26 protein-coding genes and 1 pseudogene are annotated in these 23,293 nt (G+C 67.9%); 13 read left to right on the top strand and 14 right to left on the bottom strand.

Annotation, left to right across the window (positions count from 1 at the left end; genetic code table 11):
• The 5 genes and pseudogenes from ASC93_RS20300 to ASC93_RS20280 all read left to right on the top strand — a co-directional run.
• A pseudogene (locus tag ASC93_RS20300) lies at positions 1–1,150 on the top strand (hypothetical protein); the annotation flags it as partial.
• 62 nt (positions 1,151–1,212) lie between these two features.
• Entirely contained in the window at positions 1,213–1,641 is a 429-nt protein-coding gene (locus tag ASC93_RS31755) for a hypothetical protein (RefSeq protein ID WP_056446598.1), read from the top strand.
• Positions 1,638–2,327, top strand: a complete 690-nt coding sequence (locus tag ASC93_RS20290) for a C39 family peptidase (RefSeq protein WP_056446595.1) — start codon at positions 1,638–1,640, stop codon at positions 2,325–2,327. The genes ASC93_RS31755 and ASC93_RS20290 overlap by 4 nt, the downstream gene beginning before the upstream one ends.
• A gap of 11 nt (positions 2,328–2,338) precedes the next feature.
• Entirely contained in the window at positions 2,339–2,842 is a 504-nt protein-coding gene (locus ASC93_RS20285; RefSeq protein WP_056446592.1) for a hypothetical protein, read from the top strand.
• A 130-nt stretch (positions 2,843–2,972) separates the two neighbouring features.
• Entirely contained in the window at positions 2,973–4,130 is a 1,158-nt protein-coding gene (locus ASC93_RS20280) for an acetate kinase (RefSeq protein ID WP_229412821.1), read from the top strand.
• A gap of 129 nt (positions 4,131–4,259) precedes the next feature.
• Here ASC93_RS20280 and lpxO read toward each other — a convergent pair whose 3' ends face one another.
• From lpxO to ASC93_RS20260, 4 genes are all read right to left on the bottom strand, one after another.
• On the bottom strand, positions 4,260–5,159 hold the full coding sequence (lpxO, locus tag ASC93_RS20275; RefSeq protein WP_056446585.1) for a lipid A hydroxylase LpxO: 900 nt from the start codon (positions 5,157–5,159) through the stop codon (positions 4,260–4,262).
• A 193-nt stretch (positions 5,160–5,352) separates the two neighbouring features.
• Positions 5,353–5,580: a DUF6139 family protein gene (locus tag ASC93_RS20270; RefSeq protein WP_056446582.1), complete on the bottom strand. Its 228-nt coding sequence runs from the start codon at positions 5,578–5,580 to the stop codon at positions 5,353–5,355.
• Positions 5,581–5,691: 111 nt separating this feature from the next.
• Positions 5,692–5,892 carry a hypothetical protein gene (locus ASC93_RS20265; protein ID WP_056446577.1) on the bottom strand — a complete coding sequence of 67 codons (201 nt, stop codon included), beginning with the start codon at positions 5,890–5,892 and terminating at the stop codon, positions 5,692–5,694.
• A 274-nt stretch (positions 5,893–6,166) separates the two neighbouring features.
• Complete coding sequence (locus ASC93_RS20260; RefSeq protein ID WP_056446575.1) at positions 6,167–7,090, bottom strand: methyltransferase domain-containing protein; 924 nt, start codon at positions 7,088–7,090, stop codon at positions 6,167–6,169.
• Positions 7,091–7,270: 180 nt separating this feature from the next.
• Between ASC93_RS20260 and ASC93_RS20255 the strand changes: the two genes are divergently transcribed.
• On the top strand, positions 7,271–8,668 hold the full coding sequence (locus ASC93_RS20255) for a sensor domain-containing diguanylate cyclase (protein WP_200958370.1): 1,398 nt from the start codon (positions 7,271–7,273) through the stop codon (positions 8,666–8,668).
• Here the strand turns inward: ASC93_RS20255 and ASC93_RS20250 are convergent.
• Positions 8,652–9,341, bottom strand: coding sequence for an ankyrin repeat domain-containing protein (locus ASC93_RS20250; protein WP_056446568.1), 690 nt, complete (start codon positions 9,339–9,341; stop codon positions 8,652–8,654). The genes ASC93_RS20255 and ASC93_RS20250 overlap by 17 nt on opposite strands.
• 3 nt (positions 9,342–9,344) lie before the next feature.
• On the bottom strand, positions 9,345–10,127 hold the full coding sequence (locus ASC93_RS20245) for a TatD family hydrolase (protein WP_056446565.1): 783 nt from the start codon (positions 10,125–10,127) through the stop codon (positions 9,345–9,347).
• 143 nt (positions 10,128–10,270) lie between these two features.
• On the opposite strand from ASC93_RS20245, the gene ASC93_RS20240 reads away from it, so the two are divergent.
• Positions 10,271–11,107 (top strand): hypothetical protein, encoded by an 837-nt coding sequence (locus ASC93_RS20240; protein ID WP_056446562.1) that lies wholly within the window; start codon positions 10,271–10,273, stop codon positions 11,105–11,107.
• Positions 11,108–11,155: 48 nt separating this feature from the next.
• Here ASC93_RS20240 and ASC93_RS20235 read toward each other — a convergent pair whose 3' ends face one another.
• From ASC93_RS20235 to mltG, 5 genes are read right to left on the bottom strand one after another with little or no spacing between them, the layout of a single operon-like run.
• Positions 11,156–11,677, bottom strand: a complete 522-nt coding sequence (locus tag ASC93_RS20235) for a GNAT family N-acetyltransferase (protein WP_056446559.1) — start codon at positions 11,675–11,677, stop codon at positions 11,156–11,158.
• 18 nt (positions 11,678–11,695) lie between these two features.
• Positions 11,696–12,097 carry a PilZ domain-containing protein gene (locus ASC93_RS20230; protein WP_056446556.1) on the bottom strand — a complete coding sequence of 134 codons (402 nt, stop codon included), beginning with the start codon at positions 12,095–12,097 and terminating at the stop codon, positions 11,696–11,698.
• Between the two features lie 27 nt (positions 12,098–12,124).
• Positions 12,125–13,159: a DNA polymerase III subunit delta' gene (locus ASC93_RS20225; protein ID WP_056446553.1), complete on the bottom strand. Its 1,035-nt coding sequence runs from the start codon at positions 13,157–13,159 to the stop codon at positions 12,125–12,127.
• Positions 13,150–13,776 (bottom strand): dTMP kinase, encoded by a 627-nt coding sequence (gene tmk, locus ASC93_RS20220; RefSeq protein ID WP_056446549.1) that lies wholly within the window; start codon positions 13,774–13,776, stop codon positions 13,150–13,152. Before tmk ends, ASC93_RS20225 begins: the two co-directional genes overlap by 10 nt.
• Before the next feature lie 15 nt (positions 13,777–13,791).
• The gene (gene mltG / locus ASC93_RS20215; RefSeq protein WP_200958369.1) at positions 13,792–14,796 is read right to left on the bottom strand and encodes an endolytic transglycosylase MltG; all 1,005 of its coding nucleotides are present in this window, start codon (positions 14,794–14,796) and stop codon (positions 13,792–13,794) included.
• A 104-nt stretch (positions 14,797–14,900) separates the two neighbouring features.
• Here mltG and ASC93_RS20210 point away from each other — a divergent pair, with 104 nt between their 5' ends.
• From ASC93_RS20210 to ASC93_RS20195, 4 genes are all read left to right on the top strand, one after another.
• On the top strand, positions 14,901–15,959 hold the full coding sequence (locus ASC93_RS20210) for a folate-binding protein YgfZ (RefSeq protein WP_056446547.1): 1,059 nt from the start codon (positions 14,901–14,903) through the stop codon (positions 15,957–15,959).
• 5 nt (positions 15,960–15,964) lie between these two features.
• Positions 15,965–16,243 carry a DUF4936 family protein gene (locus ASC93_RS20205; protein ID WP_056446544.1) on the top strand — a complete coding sequence of 93 codons (279 nt, stop codon included), beginning with the start codon at positions 15,965–15,967 and terminating at the stop codon, positions 16,241–16,243.
• Positions 16,234–16,992, top strand: a complete 759-nt coding sequence (locus ASC93_RS20200) for an NRDE family protein (protein WP_056446541.1) — start codon at positions 16,234–16,236, stop codon at positions 16,990–16,992. The genes ASC93_RS20205 and ASC93_RS20200 overlap by 10 nt, the downstream gene beginning before the upstream one ends.
• 154 nt (positions 16,993–17,146) lie before the next feature.
• Entirely contained in the window at positions 17,147–18,112 is a 966-nt protein-coding gene (locus tag ASC93_RS20195) for an amidohydrolase family protein (protein ID WP_056446538.1), read from the top strand.
• Here the strand turns inward: ASC93_RS20195 and ASC93_RS20190 are convergent.
• The 3 genes from ASC93_RS20190 to ASC93_RS20180 are packed head-to-tail and all read right to left on the bottom strand — an operon-like array spanning position 18,094 to position 20,134.
• Positions 18,094–19,005: an SDR family oxidoreductase gene (locus ASC93_RS20190; RefSeq protein WP_056446535.1), complete on the bottom strand. Its 912-nt coding sequence runs from the start codon at positions 19,003–19,005 to the stop codon at positions 18,094–18,096. The genes ASC93_RS20195 and ASC93_RS20190 overlap by 19 nt on opposite strands.
• Positions 19,006–19,031: 26 nt before the next feature.
• Positions 19,032–19,814: an SDR family oxidoreductase gene (locus ASC93_RS20185; RefSeq protein WP_056446531.1), complete on the bottom strand. Its 783-nt coding sequence runs from the start codon at positions 19,812–19,814 to the stop codon at positions 19,032–19,034.
• A gap of 17 nt (positions 19,815–19,831) precedes the next feature.
• Entirely contained in the window at positions 19,832–20,134 is a 303-nt protein-coding gene (locus ASC93_RS20180; protein WP_056446527.1) for a Dabb family protein, read from the bottom strand.
• Positions 20,135–20,364: 230 nt separating this feature from the next.
• Here ASC93_RS20180 and ASC93_RS20175 point away from each other — a divergent pair, with 230 nt between their 5' ends.
• Positions 20,365–21,414 carry a tyrosine-type recombinase/integrase gene (locus ASC93_RS20175; protein ID WP_162251931.1) on the top strand — a complete coding sequence of 350 codons (1,050 nt, stop codon included), beginning with the start codon at positions 20,365–20,367 and terminating at the stop codon, positions 21,412–21,414.
• A gap of 108 nt (positions 21,415–21,522) precedes the next feature.
• Positions 21,523–23,223 (top strand): MFS transporter, encoded by a 1,701-nt coding sequence (locus tag ASC93_RS20170; protein ID WP_056446521.1) that lies wholly within the window; start codon positions 21,523–21,525, stop codon positions 23,221–23,223.
• Positions 23,224–23,293: the final 70 nt, after the last annotated feature.

The following is a 23,293-nucleotide window of genomic DNA, read 5'->3' as shown; positions in this document are numbered from 1 at the left end:
GGGCGGCGCGGGTGCGGCGGGCGCAGCCGGCGGTGCGGGCGGTGCGGGTGCGGCCGGCGCAGCCGGCGGTACGGGCGGTGCGGGTGCGGCCGGCGGCTCGGGTGGCTTCGGCGGTGCGGGCGGCCTGGCCGGCGCAGGCACCGGCGGCGGCTCGACGGCGGCCAACGCGGCCACCGGCGGCGCGGCCAGCAATGGCACCCACACGGCCACGTCGGGCGCTGGCGGTCTCAGCGGTAGCGGCAACGCGAACGCGGGCACGTCGACGGCCACGAGCGGCATGGCCACGGGCGGCGATTCGACCGCGACGGCCGGCATGGGAACTGGCGGCGCCGGCGGTGCCGGCGCGGCTGGCGCAGCCGGCGGCACGGGCGGTTCGGGCGCGGCCGGTGCGGCCGGCGGCGCGGGCGGTTCGGGTGCGGCCGGTGCGGCCGGCGGCATGGGCGGTTCTGGCGCGGCCGGTGCGGCCGGCGGTGCGGGCGGCTCGGGCGCCATGGCGTCGAATGCCGGCGGGGCCGGCGCAGCGGGCGGTGCCGCGACCGGCGCAGCCGGCGGTGCGGGCGGCGGCCTGACCTCGACGGCCGGTAACGGTGCGGCCAATTCCGGCGGCGCAGGCGGCGCGGGCGGTGCGGGTGCGGCCGGTACGGCGAGCTCGGGTGCAGGCGGTGCCGGTGCGGCCGGTACGGCAAGCTCGGGCGCCGCAGGTGCGGGCGCAGCGGGCGGTTCAGGTGCCGCCAGCGGCATGGCATCGAACACGGGCGGCGCAGGCGCAGCCGGCGGTGCGGCATCGACCGGTGCAGCCACGACCGGCTCGGCCACCAGCGGCGCGGCCACGACCGGCTCGGCCACGGTGGGTGACGCAACCGCCGGCAACGGCGGCAATGGCGGCAACGGCGGCACGACCAGCGGCGGCGCCGGCGGCGCGCTCGCCAACGTCACGGCCGGCATCGGTACCGGCGGCATGGGCGGCGCGGGCACCGGCGGCAATGGCGGCTCGAACTCCGTCAATGCCGGCACCTTCGACATGTCCAACACCATGAGCGGTGTCGGCCAGTCGGCGGCGGGCGTGATGGTCATCAGCCAGAACAACGGCTTCTCCTCGCTGATCCAGCAGAGCGTGAACGTCCAGAGCAACCTGGCTGTCGGCAAGTAATGCGGCGGACCGCCGTGCCCGCTCGGGCACGGCGGTTTTACGAAGCAACCCGGGGGTAGAGAATGCAGTCATCACTCAAGAGCAAGGCCAGCAACCGCGTGTGCAGCTTCGCTGTGCTCGCGGCCTGTGCATCCGCGGCCTGGGCCGGACCGGAACTCGCGGTCCCCGTCCAGGACGGCACGCCGGCCGCGAGGCCGGACGCCGGCGCGGACAAGACGGCAAAGGCGGCCGATGCGCTGGGATTCGGTCCGGCCGCCGATCTGGGCAAGCTGGAACATTCGCGCGGTGGAACGGACACGTTCATCACCAACAACAACGCGAATCTCAACGGCGTCGTTTCCGGCAACAGCGCGGTGAACGTCGTCACGGGGTCGAACAGCATCGACACCGGGGCGTTCGCCAACATGTCGGGCATCCCGGTGGTGATCCAGAACAGTGGCGCGAACGTGCTGATCCAGAACGCCACCATCGTCAACCTGCAGTTCAAATGATGCCCAGCGCCCTGCCCTTGCCGTTCGTCTTGCTGGGCGCCTTGCTGGGCGCCGCCGGCGCGCACGCGGCCGATTTGCCGATCGCGGGCGGTGCGCGTTTCGACGTGCCGGTGAAGAGCATGCGCGAATTGCGCTTCACCTCCACGACCCGCCAGCAATACGACTTCAGCTGCGGCTCGGCCGCCCTGGCGACCCTGCTGACCTATCACTATGGCTATCCGGTCAGCGAAACCGTCGCCTTCAAGGCGATGTGGGACAGCGGCGACCAGGCCAAGATCCGGCGCGAAGGCTTTTCGCTGCTCGACATGCAGCGCTTCCTCGCGAAGATCGGCTTCAAGGCGGACGGTTTCCAGGTGCCGCTGCAGAAACTGTTCGACAGCAAACTGCCCGCCATCGTGCTGATCTCGGAAAAAGGCTACAACCACTTCGTCGTGATCAAGGGCGCGGAGGACGGGCGCATCCTGCTGGGCGATCCGTCCAGCGGCACCCGCTCGATCACGCGCGAACACTTCGAATCCATCTGGCCGACCCGGCTGCTGTTCGTGATCCACGACGCGCCGGGCAAGCCTTCGTTCAACGCCGACGTCGACTGGCGCGCCGCACCGCGCGCGCCGCTGGCCGACGGCGTCACCCGGACCGCGATCGACATGACGACGCTGCCGAAATTCGGTCCGGGCGATTTTTGACAGGAGACCCCATGCGCCTTCCCGTCCAGATCGGCCTCGTGCTGGCCAGCGCCGCGATCGCGACGCAGGGCCACGCCGGCGGCCCGGACAATCCGTTCAGCAGCGCCAACGCCGTCGCGTCGGACCGGCTGGACGACTACCGCGGCGGTTTCGTCACCGACAACGGCCTCGCGGTGACGCTTGGCATCGAGCGCATCGTGACCATCAACGGCAACCTGGCCGAGCGCAGCGAGCTGAACCTTGGCGACCTCGGCCGCCTGACGAGCGGCCAGAGCACGCTGTCGGCGGACACGGCGGCCCAGGTGCGCCTCATCCAGAACGGCGGCGGCACCTTCAACGTCCAGATGGGCGACACGACCCTGGGCGGCACCGTGATCCAGAACAGCCTGAACAACCAGTTGATCAACAACCAGACCATCATCAATGCAAGCGTGAACGCGCGCGGACTGCTGCAGGCCATGAATTTCCAGTCCAGCCTCGCGAACGCGCTCAATACCGCCGCCACCGGCCGGTGACGGAATTACCTGGAGAATACTTATGCAAAAAATTCCAGCGCTGTACGGCGTGATTGGTGTCAGCGTCGCACTGGCGGCCTTTCCGGCCGGCGCCCAGTCCGGACCTGACCTCCTCGAGCAGCTCAAGATCATGCGACAACAGCTGGAAGAGCAGCGCGCGCGCGTCGACGAACTGGAGCGCCAGTTGCGCGCGAGCGGCGTCGCGGCGCCCGCCAACGCGGCCGTGGCGGCGCCGGCGCAGCTCGAACGGATGCGCGGCACCGGCAACGCTGTCGCCGACACGGGGCAGGCCCAGGGCGACGCCGCCGTCGGCCGGCCGCCCGCGCCGCGCGCACCGGAAGTGGCGCCGATCTTCGAGACCCCGGGCGTGCTCACGCCGCGGGGCAAAGTCGTGTTCGAACCGTCCGTGCAGTACGGCTATTCGTCCAGCAACCGCGTGGCGCTCGTCGGCTACACGGTGATCCCGGCCCTGCTGATCGGCCTGCTGGACGTGCGCGAAGTGAAACGCAACACGACGACGGCCACGGCCACGTTCCGCTACGGCTTCGACAACCGCCTGGAACTGGAAGCGAAGATACCGTACGTCTACCGCAGCGATTCCACCGTCAGCCGCGAGCTGTTCACGGGCACGGCGGCCGAGCGCGCGTTCGAGACGAGCGGCAAGGGCATCGGCGACATCGAACTGGGCTGGCGCTACCAGCTGAACGACGGCGGCGTCGACACGCCGTACTACATCGCCGGCCTGCGCTTCAAGTCGCGCACGGGACGCGACCCGTTCCAGGTCATCACCGACTGCCAGACCCGCTGCGTGGGCCAGAACGTGACGGGGACGGGCCTGCCGCTGGACCTGCCGACCGGTTCCGGGTTCTACTCGGTCCAGCCGAGCCTGACGTGGCTGCTGCCGTCCGACCCGGCGATCTTCTTCGGCGGCTTCAGCTACACCAAGAACTTCAAGCGCAACAACGTCTACCGGACGGTGCTGAACGGCGACAAGGAGTTGCTGGGCCAGGTCGATCCGGGCGACGTGTTCGGCTTCAACTTCGGCATGGGGCTGGCGTTGAACGAGAAGGCGTCGTTCAGCATCGGCTACGACCACAACTCCGTCGGCCGCATGCACCAGAACGGCGTCGTGATCCCGGGTTCGGTCCGGGTGCAGCTTGGGACCCTGCTGCTCGGCTACTCGTACCGGATGAAGAACAACCGCACGCTGAGCGTCTCGGTCGGCGCCGGGCTCACGCGCGACACGCCCGACGTCACGCTGATGGTCAGGATGCCATTCACGTTCTAGCATCCCCTTTGGCCGCAAGGCGCGGCCCACCGAAAAGGGCCGCGCGTGCGGCTCTTTTTTTCCGGCGCAGCCGGTGCGGCCGCGTGGGCTGGGGCCGCCCACCCGACCTTGCTTGCCACCCTTTTTTGATCAGATGTAGTAGACGAGCGCGGCGAGGCCGACGATCAGCGCGACCTTGGTCGCCTTGTACGCCGTCTTGTTCCAGGCCTTGTAGCGGCGCCGGTACTGGCCCATCACGTACGAAACGCGGAACAGCTTGCTGACGAGCCCGGTTTGATCGCCGGTCTCGTTCGGCGACGCGGCCGCCGTCATCATCGTGCGGCCCAGCCAGCGGTTGACGGACTGCATCCAGCCGAAGCGCATCGGGCGCTCGACGTCGCAGAACAGGATGAGACGGTCGCTGTCGCTCGCGTTCTCCGCCCAGTGGATATACGTCTCGTCGAAGATCACGCCCTGGCCGTCGCGCCAGCTGTAGCGCTGGCCGTCGACTTCGATGAAGCAGCGGTCGTCGTTCGGCGTGGCCAGGCCCAGGTGGTAGCGCATCGAGCCGGCGAACGGGTCGCGGTGCGGGTTCAGCTTCGCGCCCGGCGGCAGCTCGGCGAACATCGCCGCCTTTACGGACGGGATCCCCTGCAGCAGGGCGTGCGTTTGCGGGCACAGGCGCTCGGCCGACGGGTGGCTGGCATCGTACCACTTCAGGTAGAAGCGCTTCCAGCCCGTCTTGAAAAAGGAATTGAAGCCGGCGTCGTTGTTCTGCTCGGACGCCTTGATCTTCTTGAGCTCGATGAGGCGCAGGCCTTCCTCGCGGATCGTCGGCCAGTTTTCCTGCAGCACGGCCAGCTCGGGGAATTCGCGCACGGGAATATAGGGCGTGCTCGGCACCTTCGAGAACAGGTGCATGAACATATTGATCGGCGCCATGAACGACGAATGGTCGAACAACTGGCGGCCGAACGGCAGCCGGACCTTGCCGCGGAAATGGATGTGCAGGACCGACAGCACGAGGAAACCGACGACAAACCACTTCATTACGCCTCCGACCTGTCCCGCCGCGTCGTGCGGCACGGATCAATTTAAACGAGGCGCAAGGATACCATATGCGATACGCGGCCGTACGCCATCCGCCCGGCTGCCCGGGACGGATGGGGTACGGCCGCGCGCTGTAAATCGACTGTTACACGACTTGTCGTGACAACGCGACAGCGCCGGAACGACTGCGCCTTCAGTGCATCAGCGACGTGACGGCATATCCTTTTTCGGCCAGCTGGCCGGTGAGGTTCTGGATATCGTAATCCGGCAGGTCGCCGGCGTCATCGTCGACTTCGAAGGCCCGTGCTTCGACTTCCCAGTCGGTATTCGTGGCTTCCTCGGGGATGTTACGGGTCTCGGGGACGGCCAGGTAGGAAAACTTGCCGTCGTGTTCGGCTCTGCGGTAGATGTCCAGGCGCATAGTCATATCCTTTAAAAGCATGACCTTCGAATGAAAGCCATCAGTATGGCACGATAGGCGAACGGTTCGTCACCGTCTGTTAATCCGCGCACACTGGCCGGCCGTCAACGTTCAGCGACGGACGCCGCCCCCGAGCACGCGCGCCGGCAGCATGACGACGGCGCGCAGCAGTTCGAACACGGCCTCCACGCCGATGCCGAGCAGGCGGAACGGCAGCAGCAGGAGCCAGACGAGCGGATACATCACGAGCGCCACCAGCGCGATCGGCCAGCACAGGAACAATAACATCAACCACACGAGGAAACCCAGCATCGCCAGCTCCATCAGTCAAAAAAGGCCGTTGCGGCCCGACGTTGTGACTGTAGTTGTATGGACGGCCACGCGCAATCTTTCTGCGATGGACGGCGGGCGGGGGCGGATGGACGGGGAAAAAGCGGGGGCGAGCGGGGGCGGACGAACGGGGGATGCAGGGGCACGCGGATGTTAACAGCGTCGTCCCCGCGAAGGCGGGGACCCAATTTCTGCACGCGTCACGCTAAACCTGGGCCCCTGCCTGCGCAGGGGCGACGATGCCAGGCGCCCGGACTCAGGCAAACGCCGTGTCGCGCACCTGCACGGCCTCGCCCGCGCGCACGACGACCTCGGCCCGCATCGACGCTTCCAGCGACGGAATCGACCCGCCCGCGCGATACGCGAAGCCCACCTGCACGATGTCGCCCTGCTGCACGTCCAGCGGCGTGGCCAGCGGCAGCATCATGTAATGGTTCAGCCAGTCGATCGTCGTGCCGCGTTCCTCGATGATCGTGAGGACGTTCTTGGTGATGAAGCGCAGCGCGTTCAGGCGGCCGCCCTGCTCCATGCGGAACTGGCCTTCCCACGCGATGGCGTCGCCCACGTTCTGGCTGAAGTCCATGATCGAATACACGCCCGGCTGCGCCAGTTCGATGGTGCCCGGATAGATCACGTTGGTCGGCTGGAACTGCACGATCGGCGCATAGAAGCCTTCGAAATCGTATTCGAGCTGCAGCGGCTGCGCGGCCATGATGACGGCCTCCGGCATGAAGATCGGCAGCGGACCGCCGAAGCGGGCCAGGTAGCGGCGCTTGAACGATTCGATCACGTCGACCTGCTTTTCGCGCAGCATGCCCACGTGGATCATTTCGCAGATGACGATGTCGACCGGCTCCGGCGGCAGGTATTCGAACGCATCCGCATGGACGACCTCGACCTTGTGCCCGTTCGGGTTCATGGCGAGGAAGCGGCGCGCTTCGCGCACCATGTCCGGATTGAACTCGACGCAATAGACCTGCGACGCGTTCTGGGCCGCGAAGAACGACAGGACGCCCGTGCCGCCGCCCAGTTCCAGCACCTTCATGCCCGGCTTGACCGCGTGGTAGATCGCCGACTTGAAGCTGTGCATGCGGTTGTGATCCATCAGCATGTTGTGATGGTAGTGGACCGGAATGAACTGCCCCAGGTAGCAGCTCTCGATTTCGCGTTCGTTCAGCATTGTGTCCTCGTTGTCGGGCCCGCGGTCCTGCCGGCGCCATTGTTGATCTCAGGCTGCATTATGTGCATGCCAGGAAGCAACTGATGCGCGGATCTGACGGGGATTTTCCGCCCAGTTTGTCGGATCGATGGGACAAGCGCGATGTGTTGGCAAATACAACTAGCTATTTGCCGTAAGGGAATGTTAGGATTTTCCCACCATCCGTCACCCGCGCCGGCCGCCATGGTCCATTCGATCCGTTCCCTCTCGGCGAACATCGCCGACCTCTTGCTGGACGTCGTCTTTCTGGTGGACCGTTGCGGCATCATCGTCGACGTCAGCGCAGGGTGCGAGCGCATGCTCGGCTACCGGCCGACCGAGCTGATCGGACAACACATGCTCGATTTCGTCGTCCCCGACGACCGCGACGCGACGCTCGCCGAAGGGGCGCGCGTGCTGGCCGGCCAGGACCGCATCGGCTTCGAGAACCGCTACCTGCACAAGGACGGCCACTGCGTCGACATCATGTGGTCGGCGCGCTGGATCGCCGACCAGGGCCTGCGCCTGGGCGTCGCGCGCGACGTCAGCCTGCGCAAACGGGCCGAGCGGCGCCAGGCCGCGACGTATGCCATTTCCGAAGCCGCGTACCAGGCATCCGACCTGGCCGGACTGTGCGGCGAGATCCACGGCATCCTCGACCGGCTGGTCGGCGCGCCCGGCATGGTGGTCGTCACCGACCCGACGCCGCAGCACGGCTTCAAGGTCATCTACCAGCGCGACCACGACGAACGGGGCCGGCTGCCCTCGCGCGCCTGCCTCGCGCGCTGGCGCGCGACCGCGTCGGACCCGGACGCCCTCGCGCCCGCCGCCGTCCGCCACGCCGCACGAGGACGCATGAACACGTGGCTGATGGTCGAATTGAAAGGCCCGGCCGGGACCATCGGCGCCCTGCTGCTGCGCGACCGCGCCGGCACCGGATATTCCCCGGGCGACCGCGGGCTGCTGCACTTCGTCGCGGCGCAGGTCGGCCTGGCGCTGGAGCGCAAGCGCCTGCACGACGACCTGATGCGCTCGGCGTGCTACGACGAACTGACGGGATTGCCGAACCGGCGCCTGTTCTTCGACCGTATCCGCACGGCCGTCGCGCGGGCGCGGCGCTGCCAGTCGCGGCTCGGCCTGCTGTACGTGGACGTCGACGATTTCAAGCAGGTCAACGACCGCCATGGCCACGCCGCCGGCGACGCCCTGCTGCGCGAGGTCGCGGCCCGGCTGGTGGAGTGCGCGCGCCAGTCGGACACGGTGGCCCGCCTCGGCGGCGACGAATTCGTGCTGCTGCTGGAAGACCTGCAGGCGCCCGAGGACGCCGACCTGTGCGCCGACAAGATCCGCGCCGCGCTGGCGCAGCCGGTGCCGACCCAGTGCGCGCCGCTGCACATCGGCGTCAGCATCGGCTGCGCGCTGTTCCCGGACCATGCGGACCAGGTCGAGACGCTGCTGATGCATGCGGACGCGCGCATGTATGCCAGGAAGCGCGCCCGGAAGGCGGCGCCGGACGCCGCCGCGCCGCCCGTGGCGGAAGCGCTCAGCGGGCGGACTTAGCGCGCTTGTCGAGCGCCGCCGCGATGGCGTCGTGATCGGCCCGGTGGGCGATCTGCGCCGCCGTCAGGCCCTCGCCGTTCTTCAGTTGCGGATCGGCGCCCTGGGCGAGCAGCAAGAACGCACTGTCTTCATGCCCCTCGCGCGCCGCCATCATCAGCGGCGTGTACTTGCCGCTCGCGGGCGGCGACTGCGCGTCGATACGGGCGCCGTGCGCGAGCAGCAGGCGCGCGATGTCGTCGGCGCCGCTGGCAGCCGCGTAGTGCAATGGCGTCCAGCCGGGACGGTTCACGGCCGCGCCCTTCGCGATCAACGCCTCGGCCGCCGCCTGATTGTTCTTGAACGCCGCCATCATCAACGCGGTGTTGCCGTTCAGCGCGGGCGCGTCGACGTTCGTGCCCGGGTGGCGCAGCAGCACGTCCAGCACCCGCATCGCGCCTTCGCGCACCGCGAGGACCAGGGCCGGTTCGCCGCCGATGGGATTGACCTCGTTCGGATCGACCTTGCCCAGCAGCGACTGCACCGTGCGGACGTCGTCCATCTGCACGGCGCGGAAGAAATCGGTCACCTGGGCGGCCGCCGGCGCGGCCGTCGCGGGATGGATGCCGGCGGCCAGGGTGGCGGCGAGCACGAACGAACGCAGGACGGTACGGCGCAACGGGCTGGCGGGCATCATTGATCAGGTCCTCGCGGCTTGGAACAGGTTGAAGAAATTGGCGGTGGTGCGGTCGGCGATTTCGCGCAGCGGCACGTCCTTCAGCGTCGCGAGGTATTCCGCGACGTGCGCCACATAGCCCGGCTCGTTCATCTTGCCGCGGTAAGGCACCGGCGCCAGGTACGGCGAATCCGTCTCGATGAGGATGCGGTCCAGCGGCAGCGCCCGCGCCACCGCCTGCAGGTCCTTCGCGCTCTTGAACGTGACGATGCCGGAAAACGAGATGTAGAACCCCATCTCGATCGCGGCCAGTGCGACCTCCAGCGACTCGGTGAAGCAGTGCATCACGCCGGCGACGCCGCCCTTGTCGGTGCCCGCGCCCTCTTCCCGCATGATGCGGATCGTGTCGGCGCTGGCGGCGCGCGTGTGGATGATCAGCGGCTTGCGCGTCTCGCGCGACGCGCGGATGTGCGTGCGGAAGCGCTCGCGCTGCCATTCGAGATCGCCTTCCAGGCGGTAATAATCCAGGCCCGTCTCGCCGATCGCGATGACCTTCGGGTGATCGGCCAGCGCGACCAGCTGCGCGACGGTCGGTTCGGGCGTGTCTTCGTAGTCGGGGTGCACGCCGACCGACGCATAGATGTGCGGATATTGCTCGGCCAGGGCGAGCACGCCGGGAAAATCCGGCAGGTCGACGGACACGCACAGCGCGTGCGAGACCTTGTTCTCGGCCATCCTGGCCAGGATTTCCGGCATGCGCGCGGCAAGCTCGGGGAAATTGATGTGGCAGTGGGAATCGATGTACATCCCGATATTGTACGCGAGGCGCGCACGCCGGCGGGCGCACGGGACAGGCGGCGCCACCTGTCAGAATCTGTAGTTACGATTAAAACAATATCCGTCCTACACTCAACGACGGGACTGGGCGAGACTCGAGGCGGAAGCGATGCGTGGAGCTGACGATGCCGGATAATGAGAATATTGTTGAGCGCGACAAAAAGCCGGACGTGCTGGTCGCATTGGGCCTCGCCCTGGCGTTCGCGGTGTGGCTGTATGTGCTGGGAACTCACCTGGTGATCGAGGTGAATGCCCGCGTCGACAACGACGTCGCGGTGCTTCCGTCCGAGGGTGTGGTCGTGACGAATTTTGCCGCGTCCGCGCTCGCGCCGCTGCTCCTTCTATGCGCGTACTTTCTAAGGGAGAAACCGCGCAACGGCGACGATACGCTTCTGCTGGACGGCGCGCGCTACAACGCGGATTCCGGCATCACCGGGTTTTTCCTGAATTTACTCGGGATCATCCTCGGCTGCGGCATCGGTTGGGGATTGGCCGTATTCCTGGTCCCGTTCGACGACGTGGACGGCGCCATCTATTCGAAGATCGGTGCCGGCGTCACCACGTTTCTTTCCGGTTTCGTCGCCAGTTATGTGCCGCGCCTCGTCAAGACCCAGTTGACGGCCCGCCCCAAGGCCTTTCTCGTCCAGGTCGGATTAGGCGCGGCGGCGCTGCTCATCACCGGCCTGACAGTGACCACGAACCGGACTGAATATCTCGAGTTCGCGCGGCTCGAGCACGCCGACGAGTCGGCAGTCGAGGCCCGCGAAAAAGCGGATATCCAGGCGGTCAAGGCGCGCTATGCGTTCGAATATGCGCAGCTCAGGGGGCAACGGCTTGCGGAGCAGCTGGCGAAAACCCCAAAGGTTCAGAAAGAAATCGAACAGAAAAAACGCGAGATGGACGACCGCTGGTCGTTGCTGCTTCGCCAGTATCGCAGCACCGGTCCGTGAGCCCGCGACACATCGGTTCGGGGCCGCGTCCACGAAGCCCGGCAAGCGTTATTCGACCACCCGCTTGCCGAGGATGATCAGGTCGCGCTCGATCCCATCCAGGGTCGCGACCCGCGGAAAATTCGCCCACGTATCGAAGCCATACTTGCGGAACAGGGCCAGGCTCGGCGCATTGTGCCCGAAGATAAAGCCCAGCAGGGTATGCACCTTGACGTTCGGCGCGAACGCCATCGCCTGTTCCAGGCAATAACGTCCCACGCCCTTGCCGCGCCAGCGTTCCGCGATATAGATCGACAGCTCCGCCGTGCCGGAATACGCCGGGCGGCCGTAGAAATTCGAATACGAACACCAGCCGATCACGGCCGGATTCGCCGACGTGTCCGCCCCATCGTGGATCACCCACAGCGGCCGGCGCTCCGGCGTGTGCTCGTGGAACCAGCCTTCGCGCGACGCGACCGTGACCGGTTCGGTGTCGGCCGTGACTTCGCGCGATGCGATGGTGGAATTGTAGATGTCGACGATGACGGGCAGATCTTCGATGCGGGCGAGGCGGTGTACGTAGGACGGCATGTTGAAACTAAGTAAAAGCTACAGGGTATGGGTGGCGCGCGACGAACGCAGCGCCGCGCCGAGGATTTCTTCGATGCGCAGGCGGGCGCGCTGGCCGGTCTCGTCGGCCGGGAAGTGCACGCCGATGCCCTGCGCCTTGTTGTTGTTGGCGCCGGCCGGCGTGATCCAGGCGACCTTGCCGGCGATCGGGTATTTGTTCGGGTCGTCCATCAGCGACAGGATCAGGTAGATCTCGTCGCCGATCTTGTACGGCTTGTTGGTCGGCACGAACATGCCGCCGTTTTTCAGGAACGGCATATAGGCCGCGTACAGCGCGGCCTTTTCCTTGATGGCGAGCGACAGCACGGACGGCCGCGCGGGTTGCGGCGCGTTCGGATCGGCGGGCAGGCCGCTGATCGGTCCGTTCTGCGAAACACTCATCGTCGTCCTCTCGTCATGGGCCGTACATCATGGGCCGCAGCGGGCAGTGTAATCAAGCAACATGTCTTCGACAAACAGTTTCGGAGACAAGGGGTGATCGGCCACGGCGCGGCGCTCGTTCGTGGATTTGATTACCTGCAGCAAGTCGGCCACGTGCACGCGACCGGCGAGCGCCGCCAGTTCCCGCTGATACCTCGGATAATACCGGATCACCCCGGAAAGCTTGTACGAAAACACATCATACAGCCAGCGCTGCTGCCACGCGACGAGGGACGCCAGCGGCGCCTTGCTCAATTTGTCGGCACTGCGCAACGCGGCATCGACGCTCGGCTGCGCGAGTATCTGCAGCAGTCCGTCGAGTTCTTCGCGGCTGCCCATCTCGGCCTGGGCCAGCGCCGCCAGCGGGGCGCCGCCCTGCTCGCGCAGCCAGCCGTCCGCATCGTCGACGCCCTGCGCCTGCAGCCACGCCAGTGCCTCGGCGTGGTCGGGCATCGGCAACGCGAACTTGCGGCAGCGCGACAGGATCGTCGGCAGCAGCCGGTCCAGGCCGTTCGATGCGAGCAGGAACACGGTGCCCGGCGGCGGTTCCTCGAGCGTCTTCAGCAACGCGTTCGACGACGGCATGTTCAGGCTTTCCGCCGGATACAGCACGACGACGCGCAGGCCCTGGCGGTGCGTCGAGATGTTCATGAAATCGGCCAGCGCGCGCACCTGTTCGATCTTGATCTCTTTCGACGCCGTCTTCGATCTGGATTTCTTGTCTTCGGCCGGCGCGTCCTCGCCCTCGCCGGCCGCGACCTCGTCCTCCAGCGCTTCCGGACGCACGCGGCGGTAATCGGGGTGATTGCCCTGCGCAAACCAGCCGCAGGACGCGCACGCGCCGCACGCGTGGCCGTCCGGCCTCACGTCTTCGCACAGCAGCGACTGCGCAAACGACTCGATGAAGTCGGCCTTGCCGATGCCGGCCGGGCCGTGGAACAGGATCGCGTGCGGCAGGCGCGCGCGCATCGCCTGCAGCCGCGTCCAGGCGTCTTGCTGCCAGGGATACATGCTCACAGCCATGGCTCCAGTGCGGCTTGCAGGGCCATGCGCACGCCGGCGATGGACTGCGTGGAATCGATGACGACGATGCGTCCGCCCGATTGCGCGGCGCGGCGCAGGTATTCGGCGCGCACCCGCGCGAAGAAATCGGCCTGCTCCATCTCGAACTTGTCCAGGGTGCGCGTCGCGGCCAGGCGCGCGCGCGCGACGTCCAGCGGAACGTCGAACAACAGGGTCAGGTCGGGCTGCAGGTGCGGATGCACCCATTCCTCCAGCGCGTCGAGCTTCGCGCGATCCAGGCCGCGCCCGCCGCCCTGGTAGGCGAAGCTGGCGTCCGTAAAACGGTCGGACAGGACCCATTCGCCGCGCGCGAGCGCCGGTGCGATGACCTGCGCCACGTGTTCGCGGCGGCTGGCGAACATCAGCAGCGCCTCCGTCTCGAGGTGCATTTTTTCGTGCAGCACCAGGTCGCGCAGCTTTTCGCCCAGCGGCGTGCCGCCCGGCTCGCGGGTCGAAACGACGGTCTTGCCGGCGCCTTCGAGCAGGGCGATGACGTGGCCGATGTGCGTGGACTTGCCGGCGCCGTCGATGCCTTCGAAGGTGATGAAACGCCCGCGGGTGGCATCGTTATGGTTCATTGCATTCATTCGTATTTACTGGGGCACCTGGTTGCGCTGGTACTGGTTGACGGCCTTGTTATGCTCCGTGAGGTTCGCCGAGAAATGGCTCGTGCCGTCGCCGCGCGAGACGAAATACAGGGCCTCCGTCTTCGCGGGCGCCGTCGCGGCCGCGAGCGACTGGACGCCCGGCAGCGCGATCGGCGTCGGCGGCAGGCCGGCGCGCGTATAGGTATTGTACGGGGTGTCGGTCTCGAGGTCCTTCTTGCGGATCTTGCCGTCGTACCGGTCGCCCATGCCGTAGATGACGGTGGGGTCGGTCTGCAGCAGCATGCCGGCCTTGAGGCGGTTCACGAACACGCCGGCGATCAGCGCCCGTTCGCTCTTCTTGCCCGTTTCCTTTTCCACCAGCGAGGCCATGATCAGGGCCTGGTACGGGTCGGTGTACGGCAGGCCCGGGTCGCGCTTCTCCCAGGCGGCCTTCAGGCGCTTCATCATCATGTCGTGCGCCTGCCGGTAGATCGACAGGTCGCTCGCATTCTTGGCGAACAGATACGTGTCGGGGAAGAACAGGCCTTCCGGCGCCTTGTAGTCGGGCGCCACCTTCGCCAGCAAGTCCTGGTCGGACAGCTTCGCCGTGTCGTGCTTCAGGTTCGGCGCGGCGTCGATGGCCTGGCGCATCTGGCGGAACGTCCACCCTTCGATGATCGTCAGCGATTCCTGCGCGAACTCGCCGCGCACGAGCTGGGTGAGGAGCCGGCGCGGGGTCGTATCCGGTTTGAGCTCGTAGCTCCCGGCCTTGATCCGGCTTGCCTTGCCCGTGGCGCGCGCCAGCACCCCGAACAGGAAGGCGTTGACGGGCACGCCGGCCGTCGCCATCTGCTGCGCCGCGCCGGCCACGCCGCTGCCCTGCGCGATCGCGAACGGGATGACGGGGGCGCCGCCCGGTGTGATCGGCTGCCTGCTCCACCACTCGAAGCCGGCGCCGGCCGCCGCGAGCCCGATCACGCCCGTGACGATGAGTTTTCTGATCAGTGCCATGCTGGTTTCGTTTTTTCGCCGTCGTCGGCGCGTTTTTGAAGGCGAACTTATAATGAGGCCGTAATCATAAAGCCGATACTCCTAAACCGGAAATAATTCGTGTCATGAACCATTGGATCGACCACCTCGCCACCCTGGGCGCCCGTTTCCACCCCGATAGCCCGACGCAAGTCGAGGACTTCGGCCACGTCCTCGGCACGGCCGCCCTCGAACAAGGGTTTGTCGCCGCCGTCACCGACCTGGGCCTGATCGCCGTCGCCGGCGAGGACGCCGCCGGCTTCCTGCACAACCAGCTCACCAACGACGTCGAACATCTCGGCACGGCGGAGGCCCGGCTGGCCGGCTATTGCACGCCGAAGGGCCGCCTGCAGGCCACGTTCCTGATGTGGCGCGACGCCGACGCCGTCTACCTGCAGCTGCCGCGCGCCATCCAGCCGCCGCTGCAGAAGCGCCTGACCATGTTCGTGCTGCGGTCGAAAGCCAGGCTGCGCGACGCCACCGACGAAGCGCGCAACGCGGCCGTCCTCGGGCTGGGCGGCGCGGCGGCGGGCGACGCCCTGCGCACCCAGGTCGGCGCCCTGCCCGAGGCACCGTATGCGAAGATCGACGGCGCGTTCGGCACCGTGATCCGCCTCGCCGACGCCTTCGGCCACCCCCGCTATCTGTGGCTGACGTCGGCCGACGACGGCGTCAAGGCCTTGTCCGCGCTGCGCGCGACGCTCGCGCTGGGCGGCAACGCGGCGTGGCAGCTGGCCGCCGTCCACGCGGGCGTGCCCCAGATCGGCCAGGCGACGCAGGAGCAGTTCGTCCCGCAGATGATCAACTACGAGCTGCTCGGCGGCGTGAATTTCAAGAAGGGCTGCTATCCCGGCCAGGAAATCGTCGCCCGCAGCCAGTACCTCGGCAAGCTGAAACGCCGCATGACGCTGGCCACGCTCGCCGACGCGGCCGCGCGCCCCGGCGACGAGGTCTATTCGGTCGCCGACCCCGACCAGCCGTCCGGCATGATCGTCAACGTGGCGCCCAACGGCGCCGGCGGCGCCGACGCGCTCGTCGAGATCAAGCTGGCCGCCCTGGACGGCGACGTGCGCCACGGTTCGGCCGGCGGCACGAAGCTGGATTTCCTGCCGCTGCCGTATCCGCTCGACGCGCTGGACGCCTGAGCCGCATGATCGATCTCTACGTCTATTACAAGGTGCGGGAGGCCGACGCCCCGGCGCTCGCGCCGCGCGTGCGCGCGCTGCAGGCGCGCGTGGGGGCGCAGGCGCAGCTGAAGCGCCGTCCCGACGCCGGCTCCGGCCTGCAGACCTGGATGGAAGTCTACCAGGGCGTGGACGACGATTTTCCCGCGCGGCTCGACGCCGCCGCGCAGGGTGCCGGCTTCGAGGGCCTGATCGACGGGCCCCGCCGCGCCGAAATCTTTACGGATATGCCCCCATGTGCCTGATCGTTTTTGCCTGGCACGTGATCCCGGGCCTGCCGCTGGTCGCCTGCGCCAACCGCGACGAATACTATGATCGTCCCGCCACCCCGGCCGGTCCGTGGCCGGACGCGCCCAACATCATCGCCGGCCGCGACCTGCGCGGCGGCGGCAGCTGGATGGGCGTGACGAAGACCGGCCCCTACGGTCCGAAATTCGCGGCGCTCACGAACATCCGCGCACCCAGCGACTGGCGCACGGACGCGCCGACGCGCGGCGCCCTCGTCGCCGATTTCCTCAAGGACGACCTGAATGCCCCGGCCTACCTGGAACGCATCGCACCGGACGCCGCCGCGTACAACGGCTTCAACCTGATCCTGGGCGACGCCGCCGGCATGTACTGGTTCTCGAACCGCGCCGGCGCCGACCCGCGCAACGGCAAGCCGCTGGAGCCGGGCATCTACGGCGTGTCGAACGGCCTGCTGGATGCGCCGTGGCCCAAGGTCCTGCGCACCAAGGCCACGTTCGCGAGCCTGCTGCTGCAGGGCGCGCCGGAAGAAGCCTATTTCGAAATGCTGGCCGACACGACCCGCGCACCGGACATGCGCCTGCCCGACACCGGCGTGCCCATCGACCTGGAACGGCAGCTGTCCGCCGTCTGCATCGAGATCCCCGGCTACGGCACGCGCACGTCCACCGTCGTCAAGCTGTACGCCGACGCCGGGCCGGAGCTGCATGAACGCGTCCTCAAGCCCGGCGACCAGGCCGCGGCGTGATCGGCACGTCGTCGCAGCGCAGGCCGGGACCAGATTTTGCGCGCGCGGCCTCTCCGACTTGGGTTCCCGCCTCCGCGGGAACGACGTAAAATTCGTGCTGCTGGCCTTCGTCAGTCGGATAGGCCCTGGCCGCGCTAATGATCGAGGAGACCGCATGCATGCCATCCGCGCCGCCGTCGCCGCCGTGCTGCTCGCGGGCGTGGCGCACGCCCAGACCGTTCCCGCGGGCGACTTCCACCAGCACGTGTTCAGCGCGGCCGACATCGCGTTGCTCGGTCCGTCCTCCGGCCTCGTCACGCTGGACGCCGACCAGCTGGTTGCACTGCTCGACGCGGCCGGCATCCGCAAGGCCGTGCTGCTGTCCGTCGCGTACATGATCGGGAGCCCGGCCCGCACGGTCGACGACGAATACTTACAGGTGCGGCTCGAGAACGACTGGACGGCCGCGCAGGCCGCGCGCCATCCCGGCCGCCTGATCGCGTTCTGCAGCTTCAATCCGCTCAAGGACTACGCGCTCGCGGAACTCGAACGGTGCGCGAACAAGCCCGGCCTGGGCCACGGGATCAAGCTGCACATCGGGAATTCGGACGTCCAGCTGGACGACCCGGCTCACGTCGCGCGCCTGCGCCAGGTGTTCGCGGCCGCGAACGCGCACGGCATGGCGATCGTCGTCCACTTGCGGGCGAACATCGGCAAGCGGCGTCCGTACGGCGCGGCCCAGGCCCGCATCTTCCTCGACCAGGTCATGCCGGCCGCGCCGGACGTGCCGGTGCAGGTGGCGCATTTCGCCGGCTCCGGTCCCGGCTACGACGACCCGGCCGCGCAGGCGGCGATGGGCGTGCTGGCCGCCGCCGTCGAGAACCACGATCCGCACGCGTACAACCTGTGGTTCGACGTGGCGTCCATCGTCGACCGCGACATCGCCCCGGACACGGCGGCCCTGCTGGTGAAATACATCCGCCAGGTCGGCGTCGGGCGCGTGCTGTACGGGACGGATTCCGCCCAGGGCGCCAACCTGCGCCCGCGCGAGGCGTGGGCCGCGTTCCGCAAGCTCCCCCTGTCGCCGGCGGAATTCGCGCACATCGCGGCGAACGTGCCGCCCTACTTTCCCGATCCCTGAACGGCCGCCTTGAGCATGGCGGTGAACTGCGGCGTGGCCGCGTAGGCGTCGGCCGGCGGCTTGCCGTGCAGGATGGCGTCCATGCGGTCGGCAACGGCCTGCAGCGCCTGCGGGTGGGTGTGGATGTAGAAATCGCCGCGCCGGATGCCATCGAACGTGATGCGGGCCACGTCCGCCGCCGTCAGCCTGCCCGACGCGACGGCCTGTTCGAGCAATGACTGGGCCGCCTGCTGGCTGGGCGTCGGCGCCGCATCGTGGCGGACCTCGGCCGGACGGTGCGCATCCGAGTCGGCGATCCCCGTCGGGACGAAATAGGGGCACACGACGGACGCCCTGACCCGCGCCTCGACGAGGCGCAGGTCGTGGTACAGCGTCTCCGACAGCGCCACGACGGCATGCTTGGACGCGTTATAGACGCCCATCGCCGGCGGCGCCAGCAGGCCCGCCATCGACGCCGTGTTCACGATATGGCCTGCGTAGCCGGGATCGCGCCGCGCCGCCTCGAGCATCAGCGGCGTGAACACGCGCACGCCGTGGATCACGCCCCACAGGTTCACGCCCAGCACCCATTCCCAATCGGCTTCGCTGGCTTCCCAGATCAGCCCCGCGGAACCCACGCCGGCATTGTTGAACAGCAGGTGCACGCCGTGGAAGCGGATCATCGCGGCGTCCGCCAGTTCTTCCACATGGGCTGCCTTGCGCACGTCGCAGACCATGGCCAGCACATCGCCGCCGGCCGCCTGCAATGCGCTGCTGACCTGTCCGAGCGCCTGCGCGTCGATGTCGGCGAGGACCAGCTTCATGCCCAGCCTGGCGGCCTCGTTGGCGAACGCGCGTCCGATGCCGCTGCCCGCGCCGGTGATGACGGCGACCCGCCCCGCAAAATCGTCCATGGCGTCCTCCTGTGGACTGCGTCCGTTCAGACGGCGGACACCCCGCCGTCCACGGCCAGCACCTGGCCGGTGATGTGTTTGCCGGCATCCGACGCGAACAGCGCGACGGCGCCTTTCAGGTCTTCGTCGTCGCCGAGGCGGCCCAGCGGCGCGCCCTGGGCGAGACGGTCCGCACCGACGGCGTCGAGCAGGCCCTGCGTCATCTTCGACGGGAAGAAGCCCGGCGCGATGGCGTTGACGGTGATGCCGTACCGGCCCCACTCGCCCGCGAGCGCGCGGGTGAAGTTGATCACGGCCGCTTTCGACGTGTTGTAGGCGATCGTCTGCATCGTGCCGGGCGGATTGCCGGCGAGGCCGGCGATCGAGGCGACGTTGACGATGCGGCCCGCGCGGGCGGGAATCATCGCCCGCTTGCCGACGGCCTGCGCCAGCAGGAAGACGCTGCGCACGTTCAGGTTCATGACCTTGTCCCACGCGTCGAGCGGATAGTCCTCGGCCGGCGCGCCCCAGGTCGCGCCCGCGTTGTTGACGAGGACGTCGATGCGGCCAAGCCGGGCCAGCGCATCGTCGACGAACGGCGCGACCGCCGTCTCGTCCGCCAGGTCGACGGCCACGCCCACGGCCTCGATGCCGCGCGCGGCCAGATGGGCGACGGCCGCATCGAGTTCGCCGCGCTTGCGCGCCGCGACGAGCACGCGCGCGCCCTGCTCGCCGAGGGCCTCGGCCATCTGCAGGCCGAGACCGCGCGAGCCGCCCGTGACGATGGCCGTGCGGCCCCGCAGCGAGAACAATTCCTGTACCGTGCGCATGGCGGCCTCCCCGTCCGTCAGACTTCGTAGTCCATGCACTGGCGCGCCTCGCGGATCGCGCCGATGAACGGTATGACCGCCTGGTGCACCGGATGTTTCACGTATGCCTCGAGCGCCGCCTTGTCTTCGAACTCGGAATACAGCACGACGTCGTAGGTGGCTTCCAGGCCGGGTTGGGCGACGACCACTTCGAACTTGTGCTGGCCCGGGACGATGCTGGCGCACTCGTCCAGGCGGCGTTTCATCTCGATGGCGTTGGCGGCGCGGTCGGCGCCTTCGGCGTGTTCTTTCAGTTTCCACATGACGATGTGCTTGAGCATGGATTTCCTTTGTTGGTGTTCGCTGGTTTTGCTCTGGCTATTATAAGAGCGATAAGCGGCGCGCGCGCCTGTGCCCTGGCGGCGGGTTTTGGTGACTGCGCGCCACATGTCGGTTAGTTGCATAAATGTTTTACGTGACGCGACCGCCGTGCACGCACGCCACTGCACACCCTTGACCACCCGGGTCGGTTAGTTGCAGTATGGTGCCAACATCCATGCCCGCCACCGCCATGAGCCACCCACCTTCCCACGCCGACTGGGACGCCCGCCCGTTCGATGCCTTCGCCGCGTTCGTCGTCACGCCGGACTTCGTGCTGACGTCCAGCCGCCAGAGCGATCCCGTGCCCCTGCCGATCTCGACCGAATCCGCGACGATCTATAAATTCATGTTCGGCAAGTTCGCCACGTGGATGCTCGAGCGCGGCCTGACGATGTCGACCGTGAACGCGGCGGACCTGCGCCGCTTCATCGAACTGTCGAAAGACGGCCGCCGCGACCTCAACAGCAAGATCGCCTACCGCTACCTGCGCCTGCTGGAGCGCTGCTTCGAATACCTGGGCCGCGCGCCGAACCCGGCGCGCCAGGCGATCGTCGCGACCGACCGCGCCCACCTGGCCGAGGATGCGCCGATGACGGCGCTCAGCGCGGACGACCTGCAGCGCTTCCTCGCCGCCCTCCCCGCCGGCCGCGGCGACGACACGGAGGGGCACGCCGGCTGGAAGCGCCGGCGCGACCGCGCGATGCAGATCGTGATGGCGCTCGCCGGGCTGCGCGTGGCGGAAGCCATCGGCCTGCTCGTGGACGAAGTCGGCCGCCAGCCCGACATCGACGGCGGCCTCGAATTGAACATCACGCCCGAAGCCAAGCACCGCACGAGCTACGAGCACACGACGACCTTGCCCCGCGCCGGCGTCGCCGAGCTGACGGCCTGGCTGAAGGAGCGGGCCGAACTCGCGATCCCCGGCGACCTCGTGTTCCCCGCGAACCTCGAAGGCGAGCCGCTGCACAAGGCGACCGTGTACCGGCAGACGCGTGCGACCTTCGAACGGGCCGGCATCGCCGTCGCGCGCGCGGGCGGGCGCACGCTGCGCAACAGCTTCGCCGTCCAGCAGCTGGAACAGGGCGTGCCGCGCAGCGAACTGACGACGGCGCTGGGCCTGGCGCTGGAGCGCTCGACCGAAGCGTATCGCTACGCGCACCTGCACGAGGCGCCGAACGACGGTTCGGCGGACGACGCCCCGGCGGACGACCCGGACGATGCCCACGCGCCCCCGCCGTAAGCGCCACGTAAGTTTGCAGCAAGCGTCCCGTAAGCTTCCCGGCGCACAGTCGACCGGCGGCCCGCGCCATCGGACCGCGCATCACAATAATCACGACAGGAGACCACAATGGCAATCACACCCGGCATGGCCGCGGGCGGCAAACCCATGCCATCGGGCGTCGGGCTGACGAAGGAAGAGCGCAAGATCATCGTCGCGTCCTCGCTCGGCACCGTCTTCGAATGGTACGATTTTTACCTGTACGGCTCCCTCGCGACCGTGATCGCCAAGCAGTTCTTCATCGGCGATCCGACCACGTCGTTCATCTTCGCGCTGCTCGCCTTCGCGGCCGGGTTCATCGTGCGGCCGTTCGGCGCGCTCGTGTTCGGACGCCTGGGCGACATGATCGGCCGCAAGCACACCTTCCTCATCACGATCCTGATCATGGGCGTCTCGACGTTCATCGTCGGCCTGCTGCCGGGCTACGCGGCGATCGGCATCGTCGCGCCGATCGTCCTCGTCTCCCTGCGCATCCTGCAGGGCCTCGCGCTCGGCGGCGAATACGGCGGCGCGGCCACGTATGTCGCCGAACACGCGCCCCAGGGCCGCCGCGGCTACTTCACGTCGTGGATCCAGACCACGGCCACGCTCGGACTGTTCCTGTCGCTGCTCGTGATCACGGGCGTGCGCGCCGGCATGGACGCGGCCGCGTTCGACGCCTGGGGCTGGCGCATACCGTTCCTCGTCTCCGTGCTGCTGCTCGCGGTCTCCGTCTGGATCCGCATGTCGATGAGCGAATCGCCCGCCTTCGCCCGCATGAAGGCCCAGGGCCGGACGTCGAAAGCGCCGCTCAGCGAAGCCTTCCTGACCTGGAAGAACGGCCGCATCGCGCTCATCGCGCTGCTGGGCGTCGTGATGGGCCAGGCCGTCGTGTGGTACACGGGCCAGTTCTACGCCCTGTTCTTCCTGACCAAGACCCTGAAGATCGACGACGCGACTGCCAACGTACTGATCGCCGTCGCGCTCGCGCTGGCGACGCCGTTCTTCATCGTCTTCGGCTCCCTGTCGGACCGCATCGGCCGCAAGACCATCATCATGGCGGGCTGCCTGGTCGCCGCGCTGACCTACTTCCCCATCTTCAAGGGCCTCACGCACTACGGCAACCCGGCGCTGGAGGCGGCGCTGAACAACTCGCCCGTCGTCGTCGTGGCCGACCCGCACTCGTGCCACTTCCAGTTCAACGCCACGGGCACGAAGAAATTCCCGTCGTCGTGCGACATCGCCACTGCCCAGCTGACGGGGGCCTCGGTCAGCTACACGCGCCAGGACGCGCCGGCCGGCACGGTCGCCAGCGTCAAGGTCGGCGACCGGGTCTACCCGTCCTTCGACGCGACCATGACCGCGGACGGCCTGAACTTCGACCGGGCCAGCAAGGACCGCGAGACGGTGCTCAAAAAGAGCCTGGGCGCCGCCCTCAAGGCCGCCGGCTATCCGGCCAGGGCCGATGCCTCCCGGTTGAACAAGCCCATGCTCGTGCTGCTGCTGTTCGTGCTCGTGCTGTACGTGACGATGGTGTACGGCCCCATCGCCGCGATGCTCGTCGAGATGTTCCCGACCCGCATCCGCTACACGTCGATGTCGCTGCCCTACCATGTCGGCAACGGCTGGTTCGGCGGGCTGCTGCCGACGACCGCGTTCGCGCTCGTCGCGGCCAACGGCAACATCTATTACGGCCTCTGGTATCCCTGCGTGATCGCCGTCGCGACCGTCGTCATCGGCATGCTGTTCGTGCGCGAGACGAAGGACAACGATATCTACGCCGCCGACTGAGCCTGGCCGGCCGCCGCCAGCGCCGGTATGGCGAGGCGGCGGAACAGCCGGTCGATCTCGACAATCACGA

The organism is Massilia sp. Root335, assembly GCF_001425685.1.
Classification (GTDB): Bacteria; Pseudomonadota; Gammaproteobacteria; order Burkholderiales; family Burkholderiaceae_D; genus Telluria; species Telluria luteola.
This window is presented reverse-complemented; position numbering and strand designations above follow the sequence as displayed.